17 protein-coding genes are annotated in these 16,972 nt (G+C 57.6%); 8 read left to right on the top strand and 9 right to left on the bottom strand.

All coding sequences use genetic code 11. The annotated features are described in order from the left end of the window. Nucleotides 1-48: 48 nt before the first annotated feature. Nucleotides 49-600, bottom strand: a complete 552-nt coding sequence (locus B9Z40_RS07295; protein WP_100172550.1) for a lipocalin family protein — start codon at nt 598-600, stop codon at nt 49-51. Next, nucleotides 597-1,391, bottom strand: coding sequence for an SDR family oxidoreductase (locus tag B9Z40_RS07290; protein WP_100172549.1), 795 nt, complete (start codon nt 1,389-1,391; stop codon nt 597-599). Before B9Z40_RS07290 ends, B9Z40_RS07295 begins: the two co-directional genes overlap by 4 nt. A gap of 70 nt (nt 1,392-1,461) precedes the next feature. Here B9Z40_RS07290 and B9Z40_RS07285 point away from each other — a divergent pair, with 70 nt between their 5' ends. Beyond that, entirely contained in the window at nt 1,462-2,334 is an 873-nt protein-coding gene (locus B9Z40_RS07285; protein ID WP_100172548.1) for an oxaloacetate decarboxylase, read from the top strand. Between the two features lie 48 nt (nt 2,335-2,382). Beyond that, nucleotides 2,383-3,402 (top strand): tripartite tricarboxylate transporter substrate binding protein, encoded by a 1,020-nt coding sequence (locus B9Z40_RS07280; protein ID WP_100172547.1) that lies wholly within the window; start codon nt 2,383-2,385, stop codon nt 3,400-3,402. 27 nt (nt 3,403-3,429) lie between these two features. Here the strand turns inward: B9Z40_RS07280 and B9Z40_RS07275 are convergent, their stop codons facing one another. After that, on the bottom strand, nt 3,430-4,203 hold the full coding sequence (locus B9Z40_RS07275; protein WP_100172980.1) for a FadR/GntR family transcriptional regulator: 774 nt from the start codon (nt 4,201-4,203) through the stop codon (nt 3,430-3,432). Nucleotides 4,204-4,395: 192 nt separating this feature from the next. Here B9Z40_RS07275 and B9Z40_RS07270 point away from each other — a divergent pair, with 192 nt between their 5' ends. The 3 genes from B9Z40_RS07270 to B9Z40_RS07260 all read left to right on the top strand — a co-directional run bounded on the left by B9Z40_RS07270 (nt 4,396) and on the right by B9Z40_RS07260 (nt 7,502). Further along, nucleotides 4,396-6,081, top strand: coding sequence for an FAD-dependent oxidoreductase (locus B9Z40_RS07270; RefSeq protein ID WP_100172546.1), 1,686 nt, complete (start codon nt 4,396-4,398; stop codon nt 6,079-6,081). 18 nt (nt 6,082-6,099) lie between these two features. Continuing rightward, on the top strand, nt 6,100-6,342 hold the full coding sequence (locus B9Z40_RS07265; RefSeq protein ID WP_100172545.1) for a DUF2783 domain-containing protein: 243 nt from the start codon (nt 6,100-6,102) through the stop codon (nt 6,340-6,342). 185 nt (nt 6,343-6,527) lie between these two features. Beyond that, the gene (locus tag B9Z40_RS07260; protein ID WP_100172544.1) at nt 6,528-7,502 is read left to right on the top strand and encodes a tripartite tricarboxylate transporter substrate binding protein; all 975 of its coding nucleotides are present in this window, start codon (nt 6,528-6,530) and stop codon (nt 7,500-7,502) included. A 66-nt stretch (nt 7,503-7,568) separates the two neighbouring features. On the opposite strand, the gene B9Z40_RS07255 is transcribed toward B9Z40_RS07260, so the two are convergent. Further along, complete coding sequence (locus tag B9Z40_RS07255; RefSeq protein WP_100172543.1) at nt 7,569-7,886, bottom strand: non-heme iron oxygenase ferredoxin subunit; 318 nt, start codon at nt 7,884-7,886, stop codon at nt 7,569-7,571. 158 nt (nt 7,887-8,044) lie between these two features. On the opposite strand from B9Z40_RS07255, the gene B9Z40_RS07250 reads away from it, so the two are divergent. Next, a complete protein-coding gene (locus B9Z40_RS07250; protein ID WP_100172542.1) occupies nt 8,045-9,328 on the top strand; it encodes an aromatic ring-hydroxylating dioxygenase subunit alpha in 1,284 nt (427 codons plus the stop codon). A 27-nt stretch (nt 9,329-9,355) separates the two neighbouring features. Then, on the top strand, nt 9,356-10,465 hold the full coding sequence (locus tag B9Z40_RS07245) for a zinc-binding dehydrogenase (protein WP_100172541.1): 1,110 nt from the start codon (nt 9,356-9,358) through the stop codon (nt 10,463-10,465). A 64-nt stretch (nt 10,466-10,529) separates the two neighbouring features. On the opposite strand, the gene B9Z40_RS07240 is transcribed toward B9Z40_RS07245, so the two are convergent. Then, the gene (locus tag B9Z40_RS07240; protein WP_100172540.1) at nt 10,530-11,591 is read right to left on the bottom strand and encodes a GTP-binding protein; all 1,062 of its coding nucleotides are present in this window, start codon (nt 11,589-11,591) and stop codon (nt 10,530-10,532) included. A gap of 68 nt (nt 11,592-11,659) precedes the next feature. On the opposite strand from B9Z40_RS07240, the gene nikR reads away from it, so the two are divergent. Continuing rightward, nucleotides 11,660-12,130 carry a nickel-responsive transcriptional regulator NikR gene (gene nikR, locus B9Z40_RS07235; RefSeq protein WP_100172539.1) on the top strand — a complete coding sequence of 157 codons (471 nt, stop codon included), beginning with the start codon at nt 11,660-11,662 and terminating at the stop codon, nt 12,128-12,130. A gap of 37 nt (nt 12,131-12,167) precedes the next feature. Here nikR and B9Z40_RS07230 read toward each other — a convergent pair whose 3' ends face one another. From B9Z40_RS07230 to B9Z40_RS07215, 4 genes are all read right to left on the bottom strand, one after another. Further along, on the bottom strand, nt 12,168-12,971 hold the full coding sequence (locus B9Z40_RS07230; RefSeq protein WP_100172538.1) for a hypothetical protein: 804 nt from the start codon (nt 12,969-12,971) through the stop codon (nt 12,168-12,170). Nucleotides 12,972-13,048: 77 nt separating this feature from the next. Beyond that, complete coding sequence (locus B9Z40_RS07225; RefSeq protein ID WP_100172537.1) at nt 13,049-14,887, bottom strand: ethanolamine ammonia-lyase reactivating factor EutA; 1,839 nt, start codon at nt 14,885-14,887, stop codon at nt 13,049-13,051. A gap of 38 nt (nt 14,888-14,925) precedes the next feature. Next, nucleotides 14,926-15,948: a 2Fe-2S iron-sulfur cluster-binding protein gene (locus B9Z40_RS07220; RefSeq protein ID WP_100172536.1), complete on the bottom strand. Its 1,023-nt coding sequence runs from the start codon at nt 15,946-15,948 to the stop codon at nt 14,926-14,928. Nucleotides 15,949-15,986: 38 nt separating this feature from the next. Beyond that, nucleotides 15,987-16,763: an IclR family transcriptional regulator gene (locus tag B9Z40_RS07215; protein ID WP_100172535.1), complete on the bottom strand. Its 777-nt coding sequence runs from the start codon at nt 16,761-16,763 to the stop codon at nt 15,987-15,989. Between the last annotated feature and the right edge of the window lie 209 nt (nt 16,764-16,972).

Genomic DNA, 16,972 nt, shown 5'->3' with positions numbered 1-16,972 from the left:
GGCCGGTGACGATACCTAGGACCGACCGCATGTCGAATTTGCGTTTTTTCAGGGTGGGGAGGCTTCGATTTTTTTCAGATCAAACCCCAGCACTTCCAACTTGCCCAGCAAGGCTTGGTAAGTGGCTGCAGGCATTTGGGGTGTGCGCGACAAAATCCACAGGTACTCCCGTCGGGGTTCGCTGACCATCACCCATTGGTATTGCGGGTCCAGATCAATGATCCAGTAATCGCCCCAGACCATGGGAATGAACGACAGCCACTCCGGTGCAAAACGCACCTTCAGCTTGGCCGATGTGGGTCCGTCAATCTGACGCGCTGCACCCAGTGCCTCGGTCCACTCGCCCTTGTCGGTTTTGCAGCGGTTGAGCACCTGCACCCGGCTGTCGGCTTGCAGGCTGTAGGTGGCCTGCGTGCTGCTGGCGCATTTTCTTTGAAACCAATTGGGGTACTTGGCGATTTCGTGCCAGGTGCCCATGTAGCGAGGCACATCGACCGAGGGTATGGCTTGTAAAGAGGCGGTTTCCGCCTGAGCCGAAACAAAGCTGGCCAAGACAAAAAGGGTCGCCCACAACAGGCGAAATTGACAGGTGAGTTTCATACAACGATCGGGTTGAGTGCGCCGTCCATGCTCATGCATATGCCGGTCACGTAACTGGCTTTGGACGAGGCCAAAAACAACACGGCGTTAGCGATTTCTTCGGGCTCTGCCATGCGGCCCAGCGGTATTTTGGCCACGGCCTGTGCCATGGCCTCTGCGCTGTCGACCCCTTTGAGGCGGGCGTCGGCGGCCAGGCCCTCTTGCAATCGATCTGTGAGTGTCAGACCCGGGTTGATGGCATTGACCCGAATGCCTTGCGGCCCATAAGCGGCTGCCAAGCCTGCGCTCACAAGCATCAACGCCGCGTTGGCCGCACCGCCAGGCAAGTGGATGGGGCTGGCCACTTTGCCGCCATTGCCCACCACGTTGACCACGGCCCCCGCACCGCGCGCGGCCATGCGCTGGATGGTGGGCGTGATCATGTGGACATAGGTGAAGTACTTGGCCTGCATCGCATCGGCAAAAGCCTCTGGGGTCAGTTCAGGGGCGGGTGTGCGTTTGGCCGCACCCGCCGAGTTGACCAAAACATCCACCGCACCGAAGGCGGCTTCGGCCGAGTCGAGTGCGGCCAAGGCGGCCGTGGCATCCCGCAAATTGGCGGCCACCGTGTGGATACGGTCGGCTGAGAAGGTCGCTTGCAGCGTTTGCCGCGCAGCGTTGAGGTTGGCCGTGTCGCGTGAAACCAGGGTCACTTTGGCCCCCTCTTCAAGAAAGGCTTGTGCGCAAGCCAGGCCAATGCCTTTGCTGCCGCCAGTGATCAAAACATGCTTGTCGCGAAGGTGCAGGTCCATGGTGTTCTCTTCTGCTGAAATGACGAAATTGATTCTCACGATTTAAACACCCTTCACCCCTTTTTGCTCCATGAATCCGAAAACCTCTGCTTTGCGTGCGCGTTTGAACCAACCCGGCCTGGTGGTCGCCCCTGGTGTCTTTGACATGGTCTCCTTGCGTTTGGCCGACAGCTTTGGCTTTGACGCCCTCTACATGACCGGCTATGGCACGGTGGCCTCGCACATGGGTCTGCCCGATGCCGGTTTGGCCACTTATTCCGACATGGTGGGGCGCGTCACAGCCATGGCGGGCATGGCCCGCACACCGCTGATTGCCGATGCCGACACGGGCTACGGCGGCTTGCTCAACATGCGCCACACCATTCGGGGTTATGAGGCGGCTGGCGCTTGCGCCATCCAGCTCGAAGACCAAGAGTTCCCCAAGAAATGTGGCCACACCCCCGGCCGCCGCGTGATCCCCACCGCCGACATGGTGCGCAAGATCCAAGTGGCGGTCGATTCGCGCGCGTCCAAAGACTTTTTGATCATCGCCCGCACCGATGCGCGCACCACCTTGGGACTGGACGAGGCGCTGCGCCGGGCCGAGGCCTATGCCAAAGCGGGCGCCGATATTTTGTTTGTCGAGTCCCCCGAGTCCGAAGAAGAAATGCGCCGCATTGGCCAAAGCTTTGACCTGCCACTGGTGGCCAACATGGTCGAGAAAGGCCGCACGCCCGTGCTGACCCGCCCTGAGTTGGAAGCGCTGGGCTACAAAATCGCCATCTTCCCGGTGACGGCCTTGCTGGCCGGGGTCCAGGCCATGACGCAGGTGTACCAGCAGTTCAAGGACACGGGCTCGTCGGCCAACAGCCCAACGCCTTTGTACGACTTTGCCGACTTGACCCAGCTCATGGGTTTTGAAGACGTGTGGGCTTTTGAAAAGCGCTACGCCGAGACCGAATGACTTTTCTGAAGAGCTGACAAACACTGTTCAAACAAGGAGGAGACCACGATGAAAACCCCGAAACCCCTGTCACGACGCCCATGGCTGCAAACCGTCCTGAGCACAGGCCTGCTGCTGGGCGCCTTGGGCACTGTGGCTTTGAGCCCCAACACGGCTGCTGCGCAATCGGCCTACCCCAACAAGCCGATTCGCTTGGTGGTGCCCTTTGCGGTCGGTGGCGTGACCGACACCAGTGGCCGTCTGATCGCCGAGCAACTGTCCAAGCGGCTGGGCCAACAGGTGATCGTCGACAACAAGCCCGGTGCTTCAGGCAACATCGGCACCCAAATGGTGGCCGCGGCCGCGCCCGATGGCTACACCCTGCTGCTGGGTTTTGACGGCACCTTGGTCATCAACCCGCATGTGTTTCCCAAAGTGGGTTTTGACGCGGCCAATGACTTTGCACCGATCGGCAAAATTGGCGATGCGATTTTGATTTTGGTGTCGCACCCCAGCGTGCCGGCCAAAACGCTCAAAGAAGTGATTGCCCTGTCCAAAACCCAAGCGGGCGGTTTGTCGTATGGCACCTCGGGCACGGGCGGCACCCCGCACATCGCGGGCGAGTTGCTCAAGCAGCGCACCGGGGCCAACCTCACCCACATCCCCTACAAAGGCGGTGGCCAGGCTTTGACCGATGTGTTGGGCGGCAACATTCCGCTGGTCTACACCGCTGTGGCAGGGGCGATTTCGCACGTCAAGTCGGGCAAGTTGCACGCGGTGGCGGTGTCCAGCGCGCAGCGGGCCCCATCCATGCCCGACGTGCCCACCTTCATTGAAAACGGCGTGGCGGATTTCGACATCAATTCTTGGGTGGGGCTGCTGGCCCCAGCCAAAACGCCCCGAGCGATCGTGGACAAACTCAACACCGAACTGAACGCGGTGCTGAACGACCCGGCTGTGCGCGAGCGCCTGAACATTTTGGGCATCACCGCCAGCCCCGGCGGCTCAGAAAAATTTGGCCGCGACATGGCGCGCGATTTGGCGCGTTACGCCGCTGTGGTCAAGGCGGCCGACATCAAGGCCGAATAAATCAGCGTTTGCGCCTGACGCGGGACTTCAACCGCGCAGGCCTTTGACCAGCGGCTGGGCCAGTCGCTCGCCTTCTTGTAGCCAAAAGTCGGGGGGGGCGCGCTGAATGCGCACGATGGCATTGCCCATGTGCGCAGCTGCTGCTTGCCTTGCGGCTTCGGCATCACCTGCCTCTACGGCTTGCAAGATGGCCTGGTGCTCCGTTTGCACTTCGGCCGCAAAGTCCACCCGCCGGGCTTCGTTCGCCCGCGTGACTTGGGTAGCGCCGTGAAGAAACTGGCCCAGGTATTCCAGCGTCTGAATCAAAAAGGGGTTGCGCGTCGCGTCGGCGATGGCGCGGTGAAATTTCACGTCCTCAGCCACGCCGTTGCCGCCCGTTTCAACCGCAGCATTCAGTGCTTTCACGGCTTGTTGGATGGCGCGGATGTCGTCCGCACTGCGCCGCTCGGCCGCCAACGCCGCCACTTCCGCCTCCAGCGCCCGGCGCACTTCGACCATCTGCACCACGGCTTCTTGGGATGCTGCTTGCCGCACCTCAAAGTGCAAAGGTGCAAAGGGCAGTTTCTGGCTCACAAATACCCCGCTGCCTTGGCGGGAGTCGACCAAGCCCAAGGACTTGAGGCGCGAGACTGCCTCGCGCACCACGGTTCGGCTGACCTCAAACTGTTCAACCAATCGGGCCTCGGTGGGCAACTTGTCGCCGGGCATCAGCCGGCCTTGCTTGATTTCGGCCGTCAGTTGTTCGGCAACTTGGTCCGACAAGCGCGCACCACTGGAGACGGGGGTGAAGTTTTGGGGCATGAAGTTGTCATACAAAAGACGGGCCTTGAGCATAGCGCGACTTGCCTGCACCTGCTGAACCCGGTGGTTTTTGATACGGGGCTGGTGTCCGCCGCTGCGTTCAAAAATTACGGATAAGTAAACTGATTTATCTATAGTAAATTACGCCCTGTCACACCCGAGGGTGTTCTTTGATCTGACCGGAGTCCAAACATGGGTGCTTACGTCAACCCGATTTATCCCTACAAGTCGCCTGCCGACCTGATGTCGACGCCCCCGCAGCGCAAGCCTTTGATCGTCATTGGCGCAGGGCCTGTGGGCTTGGCCGCCGCGATCGACGCGCGTTTGCAGGGGCTCGACGTCCTGGTGTTGGACGACGACAAGACCGTTTCGGTCGGATCGCGGGCCGTTTGTTACGCCAAACGTTCGCTCGAAATTCTGGATCGCTTGGGCATCGCCGAGCAGGCCTGCAACATGGGTGTGAGCTGGAACATCGGACGCACCTTCTTGGAAGAGGACGAGGTTTACCAATTCAACCTGGTGCCCGACGCCGGCCACAAGCGCCCTGGCATGATCAATTTGCAGCAGTACCACGTCGAAGAAATGCTGATCGCCCGTGCATTGGCGTTGGGCGCTGACATCCGCTGGCAGCACAAGGTGACCGCGGTCACGCGCCACGACGCGTACGCCACGCTGACGGTGGAAACACCCGAAGGCACGTTTGACATCGAGGCCGACTGGCTGGTGGTGGCCGACGGCGCTCGCAGCCCGATCCGCCGCCACTTGGGGCTGGACATCGAAGGCCGCGTCTTCCAGGACCGCTTTTTGATCGCCGATGTGATCATGAAGGCCGACTACCCGGCCGAGCGCTGGTTCTGGTTCGACCCGCCGTTTCACCCCAACCAGAGCGTATTGCTGCACAAGCAGAGCAACAACGTCTGGCGCATCGACTTTCAGCTCGGCTGGGACGCCGACCCCGAAGAAGAAAAGAAGCCCGAAAAAGTCATCCCGCGTCTGCAGGCCATGCTGGGCGACGACAGGCCTTTTGAGCTGGAGTGGGTCAGCATCTACACCTTCCAGTGCCGCCGCATGACGGACTTCCGCCACGGCCGCGTGCTGTTTGCGGGCGACGCGGCGCACCAGGTCTCGCCCTTTGGCGCACGCGGGGCCAACTCGGGCTTTCAGGATGCGGACGATCTGATGTGGAAACTGGGTTTGGTGATCAAAGGCCAAGCCAACGAGAAGTTGCTGGACACCTACGCGCACGACCGCCAGTTTGCGGCCGACGAGAACATCATGAACTCGACGCGCTCGACCGACTTCATCACGCCCAAGAGCCGCACCAGCCGCACCTTCCGCAACCAGGTGCTGGCGCTGGCCAAGCACCACCCGTTTGCGCGCAAGCTGGTCAACTCGGGGCGCCTGTCCATGCCGTCCTTCTTGACCGAATCGGTGCTCAACACGCCCGACACCGACGCGTTTGAAGGCCAGATGGTGCCCGGCGCACCGATGGACGATGCGCCCGTGCAAGTGAATGGTCAAGACGCTTGGTTGCTCGACCAAGTGGGCAAGGGATTTCAGGTCATGCTGTTCGCCGAGGCCCCGCCTTCGCCCGAAGTGTTGGCGCAACTCGCATCCTGTGGGAGCTTGCCCCTGCAAGCGAATGAGCCCGTCCAAGTGACTCCCCTCATCGTTGCGTCCAGCCCCATGAACATCCCCGGCATGAACGTCATCGTCGACAGCCAAGGCCTGGTCGCGAAACGATACGACGCCAAAAACGGCACCACTTACCTGCTGCGCCCCGACCAGCATGTGGTGGCCCGCTGGCGCACCTTGGGCACCGTCCAGCTGCAAGCCGCATTGGCTCGCGCCTTGGGCGCTCAAATTGGCCAAGCCTGAAATGCACAAAGGACTGACATGAGCAACGACACACAAACAGCCCTGAAAACAGACCCTCACTTTCACGAAACTGGCCGCCGATTTTTCCGTGACTTTTCACCGGGTGATGAGTTTTACGAAAACTTGATCGACGCGCACAGTGGTCTGAGTGACGAGCAAAGTGAAGCGTTCAACGCGCGCTTGATCTTGCTGCTGGCCAACCACATCGGCGATTTGAAGGTGTTGCGCGAGGCCTTGCAACACGCGCGTGCGAGTGCTTAAAAGCCGGGTTGCATGCGCAGCGCCAGCATGAAAAACAGGGCGGTTTTACACACGGTCTGTGACCTGTCTTCACGCCACTACGTAATGTCCCTATTGACAGTTTTTCTGACGCACCGAGAATCACGCGCAAAGCTGAATGAAGAAAAATCAGCGCTTCTGAGCACCCTTCAAACCTTGAGATTTCAATGAATTTTCGATCCTCTATTTGCTTGCTGGCGGCCACCTTGCCGATCGCCTTGGCACCCTTGACCGTTTTTGCCCAAGACGCCGCTTGGCCCACCAAGCCGGTCAAAATCATTGTGCCGTTTGCTGCGGGTGGCAGCTCGGATGCCTTGGGTCGATTGGTGGCCAATGGCTTGGGTGACATCTTCAAGCAGACCTTCATCATCGAAAACAAAGGTGGCGCTGGCGGGGTCCTCGGATCCCAAATGGTGTCAAAGTCAGCCCCAGATGGCTACACCTTGGTGGTGTCTGGCGTGGCCTCGCACGTCATTGCGCCCCTTGAAAACCCCAAAGTCTTTGATCCCATCAAAGACTTCACCCACATTGCGATTTTGGGTGGCCCGCCGATCGCATTGGCGGTCAATGCCAGTGTCAGCGCGACCGACGTCAAAAGCTTTATCAGCATGGCCAAGGCCACACCCAAAGGCATCAGCTGGGGATCACCCGGCCAAGGCACCCACGGCTATCTGATCGGCGAGGCCTTCGAAGTCTTGACCAAGACACCCATGCAGCACATTTCCTACAAAGGTGCGGCGCCTGCGGTGGCGGACTTGGTGGCAGGTCACATTCCCGCTTCTTTCACCACTTTGAGCACCGCGGCCACCCAGGTCAAGTCCGGCAAAGTGCGTTTGCTTGCCGCATCTTCTTCCAAGCGCTTGCCCGCATTCCCCGATGTGCCGACATTCACGGAGCTGGGTTACCCCTCGCTCACCGGTGTCACTTGGTTCTCGTTGTCCGGCCCTCCTGGCATGCCGCCCGAGTTGGTGGCGCGCCTGAACACCGCCGTGCGAAAGGTCATGAGCTCCCCTCAAGCACAAGAGCAACTGAACAAAACCTCGATGGAAACATTTGATTTTGATGTGCCACGTTTTAACCAGTTCATTGCCTCTGAGATGAAGCAGTGGGCGCCCATGGTGAAACAAGTCAAAACCGATTGATGGGTTTTGATGCGACAAAGCAAAACGGCCCTGTCAGGGCCGTTTTGGTGTAGCGGGATTGTGCTTTCAGCTCTCGATTTCTACAGCGCCATCATTGAGGCGCGCTTTGTAGGTCTTCAGCGGAATCATGCAAGGTGGGGACACCACTTCACCTGTTTTGATGTTAAACGAACCGTTGTGAAAATCGCACTCCACCACGTCGCCGTCGATTTCACCTTCAGACAAAGAACCCGGACCGTGTGTGCAAACGTCGTCGGTGACGAAGAACTCACCTTCAATATTGAACACGGCCAGCGTCAGTCCATCCTTCTCAATCTTGATGGCTTTGCCCGGTGCCACTTCCGATGATTTGCAGAGTGAGAGATATTTGCATGGACCTGTCATAGTGAATCTCCGGTTGACAACAACAAGTTTGCAATGATAACCTTGTTTCGAATGAAAGAACCATGTTCCTTCATGAAGAACGATTTTTTATCCCGCCCGGGCACCCCATCAGGGTGCTGTTTTTTAAGTACCCGTATTCAGTATCAGGAGATACAAGCATGTTGAAAAAAGAACAAAACGACTTGGTCACGCAAACTGGCCCCGGCACGCCGATGGGCGAAGTTTTCCGCCGTTATTGGTTGCCCGCTCTCTTGTCCGAGCAGCTGCCAAGCCCTGATTGCGAGCCCGTGCGACTGGAGTTGTTGTCCGAAAAAATGCTGGCTTTCCGCGACACAGAGGGCCGCCTGGGTTTGGTCGATGAGTTTTGTGCACACCGTGGTGTGTCACTTTGGTTTGGCCGCAACGAACAAGGCGGTATCCGTTGCCCTTACCACGGCTGGAAATACGACATCACGGGCCAGTGCATAGAAGTGCCTTCCGAGCCCAACAGCGGTTATGCCGATCGCATCAAGCTCAAGTCCTATCCCATGGTCGAGCGGGGTGGCGTGATTTGGGTTTACATGGGCCCACCCGAGCGTCAACCTGCATTGCCTGAGTGGGAGTTCGCCACCTTGCCTTTGTCTCACTCCTACATGTCCAAGCGTTTGCAGGCCACCAACTGGTTGCAAGCCTTGGAAGGCGGCATCGACTCCAGCCATGTGTCCTTCTTGCACAGCGCCTCGCTCAGCCGTGACCCCTTGTTCAAGGGCGCCAAGGGCAACCAGTACAACTTGAACGATTTGAGCCCAGTCTTTGAGGTGGTGGAAGCCGATGGCGGTTTGCTGGTGGGTGCGCGCCGCAATGCCGAGGACGACCAGTACTACTGGCGAGTGACGCCATGGATCATGCCTTGCTTCACCATGGTGCCTCCCCGCGGTGATCACCCGGTGCACGGCCACTTTTGGGTGCCCATCAACGACACCACCTGCTGGACATGGAGCTTTGACTACCACCCCACACGTCCGCTGACCGACGCCGAGCGCCAAGCCATGATTGGCGGCGCCAGCATCCACGTTTTGGTTGACAAAAACTACGTGCCTTTGCAGCGCGCAGAAAACGATTACCTCATGGACCGCCAAGCGCAACGCGAAGGCAGCTTGTACAGCGGCATCGAAGGCATTGGCATGCAAGACGCCTCTTTGCAGGAAAGCATGGGCGCCATTCAAGACCGAACCAAAGAGAACTTGGTGTCCACAGACAACGGCATCATCATGACCCGCCAACGCCTGATGAAAGCCGCCAAAGCGCTGGCCGCTGATCCGGATTTCAAATTGCCAGGGCTCGATCCTGAGCATCAAAAAATCCGTTCCGTGGCTGTTTTGCTCAAGCGCGATTTGGTCTTCAAAGAGGCTGCCAAAGACGCATTCCGTGCGGAACCTGGCAAACCACACGCCACCGTTTGAAGCCATTTTCTGAACTGGAGCTCTCCCATGGGTCTTAGCTTTAAAGCCGCTGTTGCGCTGCAAGACAGTCGCATCGACATTCGCAACTTCGAAACCCCCGAACCACAGCCCAATGCGGGCTTGCTCAAGGTGGCGATCACCGGCGTCTGCGGCAGTGACTGGATGTTTTTCCAAGACCTGCCCAAGATGAAAGGCCCCACCATTTTGGGTCACGAAACCGTGGGCTATGTGCAAGAGGTGGGCGCCATTGCCGGCCCGAAGTGGGGCGTCAAAGAAGGCGACTTGGTGGCTTTGGAGGAATACCTGCCTTGCGGACATTGCGACTTTTGTCGCAGTGGTGATTTCCGCTTGTGCAACGCCACCGACTGGCGTTTGGGCGGCCCACGGTATGGCGCGACAGGTTTGAGCGTGGGCTCTGGTTTGTGGGGTGGTTTTGCGCAGTACCAAGAGCTGCACATGAACACGGTCTTTCACAAAGTGCCGCAAGGCGTTGATCCCAAGTACGCCGCACTGGCTTTGCCCATGTCGAACGGCATCGAGTGGACCTATCTGCAAGGCGGCGCAGGACCCGGCCAAACCGTGCTGATCCAAGGCCCGGGTCAACAAGGCTTGTCGTGTGTGATTGCGGCGCGCGAAGCCGGTGTGGCCAACATCATCGTGACCGGTTTGAACAACCCCACCGACCTCAAGCGTCTGGCATTGGCCAAGCGTTTGGGTGCACACCATACCGTGGCGATTGGTGAGCAGGACCTGCTGGAGACCGTGGCGGACATCACGGGGGGTCAGATGGCCGATCTGGTCATTGACTGCGCTTCAGGGGGCACCGCCTCTGTGGTCAGTGCTTTGCAATTGGCCCGTAAAAAAGGCACCGTGATTTTGGGCGGCATCAAACGACAAAAAGTGCCCATGTTCGACAGCGACATGATCATTGCGAAGTTCCTGAACGTCAAAGGCATGCGGGGCCACAGCTACGAGTCGGTCGAGTTGGCTTTGCAACTGATTGCGGGCAACCGACACAACGTCAAAGAAATGAGCACCCACACCTTTGGTTTGGACCAGACCGAATACGCCTTGCGCACGCTGGTGGGCGAAGGTGCGTCCGATGCGATTCACATGACCATTGACCCTTGGCTTTGACCGCTGTCAAACTGAAAAAATTAAAAACCAGGTTGTCGGACCTGGTTTTTTTTCGCTGAAAATTTCAGGAACCCAGCAGTGCCGTCAAGCGCTGCTGTTGAGCGGGGCTCAAAGGCAAAGCCACGATCAAGGTCAGCCCTTTGGGCTCTTGTGGTGCCGTGGACAAGTCATCGGCTGTGATGCAGGCCAAGGGTTCGAAGGGTGCGAGCTGAACCAAGCGAGGACCCTCAGAGGTTTCAATCCTGCCTTTTAAGCGCAACAAACGATCGCCAAGGCATTGCTGCAATTCAGCGATCCGTGATGGCAAAGTGAGTGGCGTCAGGGCTTCGGGCATGGGCCAAAAATAGGCTTCAGCCGAGTGTTGGTGATCATGCGTGTGACCATGGTCGTGGTCGTGGTCGTGGTCGTGATCATGTTCATGTTCATGTTCATGTTCATGTTCATGTTCATGTTCATTTTTGGCCGATCCCTTGCTCAGAGCGTGCAGCATCTGATCGGCACTGAAGTTGGCATGGGCGGATGTGGCGACCTGTGTGCGTCCCGCCTCATGGCCATTCAAGTGCACCAGCTGGTGCTCAATTTTCAGCGTCAATTGGCGCAGTGCTTCTGGGCTGACTGTGTCGGTTTTGGTGATCACCAACAGGTCGGCACCTTGCAGCTGTGCGCGTGCTTCAGCATGGCGTTCCAGGACTTGGTGTGCCGTGGAAGCACTCAAACAGGTGATCACGCCTGCCAAGCGGTAACGCTCTTGCAGCAAATCGTTGTCCAGCAAAACCTGGCTGACGGGCCCGGGTTCTGCCAATCCTGTGGTCTCGATGACCAAGTTGGGAAAGCGTGGAATGCGCCGTTCTAGGCGCGCCCAAAACAAATCCTCGAGGGATTGCGCCAAGCCAGGCAAACCGGTGCAACATACACAGGCATTGGCGATCAAGGCGGCGGAGCTTTCGCTGGCGCTGCTCAGCAATTGGTGGTCCAAACCCACCTCGCCCAGCTCATTGATCACCAGTGCAGCATCTTGCAACAATGGCGAGGTCATCCAAGACTTCAACAAACTGGTTTTGCCACTGCCCAAATAGCCGGTGAGCAAGTAAACAGGGATTCTCCGGTCAGTCTGCGTATCATTCATCAAAAACAGATCCTGAAGATGGGCGACGGTCGCCGCACAAGGGGTTTGTCAAAAGGGAAAGCACCTGCATGGAACGCATCACCATCTCCATTGAGCCTGAGTTGGCCACTATTTTGGATGAACTGACGCAGCGACACGGTTACGCCTCCCGCTCTGAAGCCATGCGCGATTTGATTCGAGGATGGCATTCACAAGACGCGGTGCAAAAAAACGAAACGCTCCATTGCGTGGCCTATATGGGTTATGTGTACAACCACCACGACCGAACCGTGGCCGAGCGTTTGTCACACATTCAGCACGACCAGCACGACTTGAGCATTTCCAGCATGCACATGCACCTGGACCATGACCATTGCTTGGAAGTGGCATTTTTAAAAGGCCGCACCCAAGAAGTCCGTCAATTTGCACACAAGGTGATCGCTCAAACGGGTGTACGCCATGGCCAGGTCCAAATTTTGCCGATGCACCGAAGTGAAACCGATGCGGGGCACGACCATGGCGATGGTGTTCACCATGCCCATTTGCAGCCAACGAGTTGAACGGCCATTCGCCAAGCATTGGCCAGGTCCAAGGTGTTCAATGGGCGCTCAGTGCGGGCGATTTGTGCTGGAAGTGCCAACGGCCAAGGGCATAAGCCAGCAGCAGGGTCAAAGTCAAACCTGCGCCAATGTAGCCACCCCAGGCATCCCAAATGCTGTCCAGCGTAGGAAGGTAAGCGCTGGTGTGGCCAACAAAAACCACCATCAAGGACATGACACCCACCAGGCCGCTCATCCAACGGCCCACCTGATTGGCCATTTGATCGCTTCGCTGGACCAGCCAGTGCATGAGCAAACCGTTGCCGGTATCGGCCAGCATCATGCCCAGACCAAAGCTGACCGACAGCAAGACGATCATCCACAAGCCACCCAGCTCATGCCCTTTGGCCGCCATCAAACCCGCTTGGGCCAAGGAGTCAAATGAGATGGCGAACGCAAAGCCAACCCCCATGGGGTGCGCAAACGGACCCAAGGCTTTCAAGATGATGCGTTGCACGGGGCTGCTGATGTGTTGATGTGGATGAGGCGAGAAAAAGTTGCGCAAATTGGCCAAGCCCAGCCAGACCAAAAATACCGTCGACACCCAGAGACCCACTTGGTCCAGCCACTGTGGCAACTGCAGACCTTGCCAATAAAAGATCAAGGTGGCCAGCAAAATCGTCAAGCTGTGACCACAAGCGAACTGGAATCCCGTCAGGCGAGCCGACCAATAAGCGTTGGCCTTGTAACGCATGCGTGTCAGACCATCCACCGTGGCAATGTGGTCGGGGTCCAGGCCATGTCGAAAGCCCAAAGCCATCAACAAACTCAATGTCACCCAAAGAGAAGCTGTTGTGTCCATGATGTGATGATCCTTTAATTTGTCACACTTCAAGTGAAAAAAACGCCCGGCCAATCCCGCCGGGCTGAAGCGTTTGTTTATGTCTTGGGCTTGTGATCGTGCGCATGGTCATGGTCATGGCTGTGGTCATGGCCGTGTTCATGCGCGTGCGGGTGGTGGTGGTCATGCCCGTGGTCATCATGACCGTGTGCGTGCTCATGACCGTGTGCATGGGAGTGACCGTGATCGTGTCCGTGGTCATGTGTGTGCGCCTTGGCATGGCGGTGCATGTGGCCATCTTCGTGGGCATGCCATTCACCAGCGTCCGACTTGCCATGGGCTCTGGGGTCTTCATTAAAAACCAGCGACTTGACCGTCACGGGCACAGTCCATGAGGGCATGCGGATGCGGCCCAGGTCCACAAAGTCAAAGCCCCACAAGGTCACGCCGTCAATGACCAAGACTTCGCTTTGCATGCGCTCGTCTTCTTTGAGCAAATGCCCCAAATTGTGCGCAATGTCGCCATCCGCCACCACATAAATGGGTCGCTTTTGAGCCAATGACTCAGGCAAGGCATCCAGAAGACCTCGCGCCAACGCCGACAGGCGGTCAAACGATGGGGCGCCCGCCCAGCGCAGAGACACCGCAACGTCTTGTGCACCTTCAACCAAGTCGTGTCTGCGGAAAGATTGACGCAAAGCCGTGGCGATCTCGTCACTGGAAATCACAGGGCCCAGCGCGAGATTGAGCGGGATCACCTGCAGGTTTTTGCGGGGCAGCAAGATGGCGGGTTCAGAAATGTAGGTCGTGTTGCCACTGAGCTGCACACTGTATTCAGAGGCCCCCAAAACCGTCGCGCGAATGCACTCACCCGCTGGCAGCAAAGGCGCAGACAAGGCCGATTGGTCAATCCGGTTTCGCACCGATTCGCCAAACAATTTGCCCAGGTCGCCGAAGTCGCGCATTTCGCGGCGGTACACGTATTCACCGACACCGCCAGAGAACATGATGCCGTCCAACTGGCCCCAGTCTTCCACCGGGTCGGTCAAGAACAGGTGTTCCAGATCTTCGCGTGTGAAGCGTTGGGTCAAGACGCGCATCAAGGCGTCTGCCATCCAGCCTGCCACTTGGGCCAGTTGGTTTCGGCTGACCTGTTGGCCGACCGCCCAATCAAAGCCCGCCTGTTTGGCCAAATATTGACCCGCCGGGTCCAAGCGGGTGAGGGTATTTTTTTCGTCCACCACCATCAGACGGCCGCCCAAGTGAACCGCTGCAGTGGCCACCAATTCACCGTTTTGAACCAAACCCAACTTGGTGGTGCCACCGCCAATGTCGATGTTCAAAATACGTTGCTTGTCGTCGTAACTGCGTTTGGCTGCGCCTGAACCGTAAACCGCCAGCATGGACTCCATGTGGTGACCGGCTGTCGCGCACACAAACTCCCCACCTTGTTCTGCCAGCACGGCCGCAATCGACTCGCTGTTTTCGCGGCGCAAGGCTTCACCGGTGAGGATCACCGCACCCGCGTCCACTTCGTCCGGGTGCAAACCCGATTCTTGGTAAGCCTTGTCGATGATGGCGCCCAAGGCCTTGGCGTCCATCAAGGTGTCGCTTTGGTAAGGCGTCAGGGAAATGGGTGACTGGTAAATCGGTGTGCGTTCGACCACCGTGTAACGGCTCGACAAATCTTCGGCGATGCGGCGCAGGTGGATGCGTGAAAACACCACCTGCGTGCCCGAAGAGCCCACGTCGATGCCCACACTGTGCAAGATCACATTGTCTTGACGCCACAAGGATTCTTGAGAGGGGTCATCGCCCGCGAAATCGTGGTCATGGTCGTGGTCTGACTCACCATCGTGCGTATGGCTATAGTCCTGCCCATATTGATGGTCCTGCACAGAATGGACGTTGGGCTTGGGGGTGTCTTGTGAACTCATGGGAAAACGTGTTGGGCGGTAAAAAGAAGATTCAAGAATCAATAAAACTGGTCGAAGTGCACTTGGTCCATCGGCACTTTCCGGTCCACCAACACCTTGATCAAAGATTGCGCCATCAAAGGCGGTCCAGCAAAATAAATTTCCATGTCGGCCAGGCGGTCCCCCCAGATGTCATTGACGGCATCGTGGGCGAACCCTTGCAATTGACCTGCTTGCAGGGGCGCATCTGCCGTGGCACCTGAAATGACCGCTTGGTAATGGCCGCGTGTTGACCAAGCGTCCAGTGTTTCCAGCATGTCCAGGCCGCAGACGTCGCGAGTGGTGCGCGCACCATAGACAAAATGCAACCGTTGATTTTCCAATTGGGGGCTGTTCAACGCACCGCGCGCCACAGACACCATGGGCGCCAAGCCCGAACCGCCCGCAATGCACAAAATATCCCGTGGTGCATCTTCTCGGAGGTAAGCCATGCCATAAGGCCCATCGATCTCAACGCGTTCACCCAAAGGCAAGTTAAAGAGTGCTGAAGAGCCCACACCCTCAGGGGTGCGGCGCACCTGGAAGTCGATGACCTTCGCGTTGCCGCCTTGTGTGCTCATGGAGTAAGCACGCGGCCCCTGAATGCCGGCCATCTGAAGCAGTGCGTATTGCCCAGATGAGAATGCCATGGGCTCGGCCAGCTCAAAACGGAACTCGGACAGGTCGTGGGTGATGGGGCGTGAACCTCTGAGCCAGCCCTCGGTTTTCAAGGGCGTGTGCACCGGTTTGTATTTGTCGGCCGTGCGCAGCTTGATTTGCAAATCACCCAAGGCGTGGGTTTGGCAACCCAGCCATTTGTTTTTGAGTTTGTCCTTTTCACTCAAGCCGGGCGCTTCAGCCCAAGAAGACTTGACTTCACCTTCCAGCAATTCGAATTTGCAATTGCCACACGAGCCCACATTGCATTCGTAGGGAAACGCCAAGCCTTCGCGCAAAGCCGCACGCAAAATCGTGTCGCCGGGTTGGCAAGAAAAAGACAGGTCACTGCCTGCAATGTGGACGCGTTGAGAACAATTGGACATGGCTTGTAACGGTGGCTGTGGCGGTGGAGAAAAAGCCCTCAAGGGCGATAACCCAGTTGCGTAGAAATGGCGTCGGCGGTGTTGATCAATTCGGTCGACAGGCTGCGCAGCTTTTTAAGGGTCAAACGCTGGCTGGGCCCACCAATGCCAATGGCCGCGACCACATTGCCTGAAACGTCACGGATCGGTGCCCCGATTCCCCGCATGCCTTGCTCAGATTCTTCGTCGTCGATGGCATAACCGTTGTGCCGCACGGCGTCGAGCATCTTGGACAACTTGACCGGGTCAATCTCTGTACCCGGGGTTCGCTGAACCAAGGGACCCGACAAAATCTTGCCAATCATGGCCCCGCCCGAAAAAGCCACAATGGCGCGGCCTTCACAGGTCACGATGGCGGGCTTGATGGTGCCGATGTAGCTTTTCATGCGAATCGCTTGACGGCTTTCGAGGTTGTAGAGGTAAATGATGTTGGTGTCGGTCATGACCGCCAAGTGCACCGTCTCGCCCGTGCGCTCCCTCAAAACATTCAAAAACGGCTGTGCCGTGTTCGACACATCGAGCCTGCGGCGAACCAAAGCGCCCATCACGAACAAATTGATGCCGAGTCGGTACTTGCCGGATTCTGGGTTTTGCTCGAGCAGGCCTTCGCTGGTCAAAGTAACGGCCAAGCGGTGAACCGTGCTTTTGGCCAAATCCAGGCGCTTGGCCAAGCTGCTGATGCCGATTTCTGTTTCTACCTCTGAAAAGCATTTCAGAACGCGTACGGCCGCTGTCACAGAAGACAGGCGGGGGCTTTGAGAAATTTTGGGTTCCATGGGGCAATAAAAACTCGTTTTAACCATCATACTCAAGTTCCACTTTAAAGAACATCGTTCTTCATGAAAGAATTCAAGAGAGTGTTATTTTTTTGCACTCAAGGTCCATGTGGGTCTCAAAAACAGAAATTCATACAAGGGAAAACCCGGAATTAAACGTGTTGACTTCAAGCGGGAGATCAAGCTTAATTGAGAATGTCCCTGTATGT

Origin of the sequence: Limnohabitans sp. 15K (assembly GCF_002778285.1) — a bacterium.
Classification (GTDB): Bacteria; Pseudomonadota; Gammaproteobacteria; order Burkholderiales; family Burkholderiaceae_C; genus Limnohabitans_A.
The sequence above is the reverse complement of the archived record's forward strand: the minus strand, read 5'-3'. Positions and strand labels throughout refer to the sequence as shown.

Coding starts and splice junctions, on each gene's coding strand:
- B9Z40_RS07285 (WP_100172548.1), top strand. CDS start 1,462: ATGAATCCGAAAACCTCTGCTTTGCGTGCGCGTTTGAACCAACCCGGC.
- B9Z40_RS07250 (WP_100172542.1), top strand. CDS start 8,045: ATGTTGAAAAAAGAACAAAACGACTTGGTCACGCAAACTGGCCCCGGC.
- B9Z40_RS07260 (WP_100172544.1), top strand. CDS start 6,528: ATGAATTTTCGATCCTCTATTTGCTTGCTGGCGGCCACCTTGCCGATC.
- nikR (WP_100172539.1), top strand. CDS start 11,660: ATGGAACGCATCACCATCTCCATTGAGCCTGAGTTGGCCACTATTTTG.
- B9Z40_RS07290 (WP_100172549.1), bottom strand. CDS start 1,391: ATGGACCTGCACCTTCGCGACAAGCATGTTTTGATCACTGGCGGCAGC.
- B9Z40_RS07225 (WP_100172537.1), bottom strand. CDS start 14,887: ATGAGTTCACAAGACACCCCCAAGCCCAACGTCCATTCTGTGCAGGAC.
- B9Z40_RS07220 (WP_100172536.1), bottom strand. CDS start 15,948: ATGTCCAATTGTTCTCAACGCGTCCACATTGCAGGCAGTGACCTGTCT.
- B9Z40_RS07215 (WP_100172535.1), bottom strand. CDS start 16,763: ATGGAACCCAAAATTTCTCAAAGCCCCCGCCTGTCTTCTGTGACAGCG.
- B9Z40_RS07270 (WP_100172546.1), top strand. CDS start 4,396: ATGGGTGCTTACGTCAACCCGATTTATCCCTACAAGTCGCCTGCCGAC.
- B9Z40_RS07255 (WP_100172543.1), bottom strand. CDS start 7,886: ATGACAGGTCCATGCAAATATCTCTCACTCTGCAAATCATCGGAAGTG.
- B9Z40_RS07280 (WP_100172547.1), top strand. CDS start 2,383: ATGAAAACCCCGAAACCCCTGTCACGACGCCCATGGCTGCAAACCGTC.
- B9Z40_RS07295 (WP_100172550.1), bottom strand. CDS start 600: ATGAAACTCACCTGTCAATTTCGCCTGTTGTGGGCGACCCTTTTTGTC.
- B9Z40_RS07245 (WP_100172541.1), top strand. CDS start 9,356: ATGGGTCTTAGCTTTAAAGCCGCTGTTGCGCTGCAAGACAGTCGCATC.
- B9Z40_RS07275 (WP_100172980.1), bottom strand. CDS start 4,203: ATGCCCCAAAACTTCACCCCCGTCTCCAGTGGTGCGCGCTTGTCGGAC.
- B9Z40_RS07230 (WP_100172538.1), bottom strand. CDS start 12,971: ATGGACACAACAGCTTCTCTTTGGGTGACATTGAGTTTGTTGATGGCT.
- B9Z40_RS07240 (WP_100172540.1), bottom strand. CDS start 11,591: ATGAATGATACGCAGACTGACCGGAGAATCCCTGTTTACTTGCTCACC.
- B9Z40_RS07265 (WP_100172545.1), top strand. CDS start 6,100: ATGAGCAACGACACACAAACAGCCCTGAAAACAGACCCTCACTTTCAC.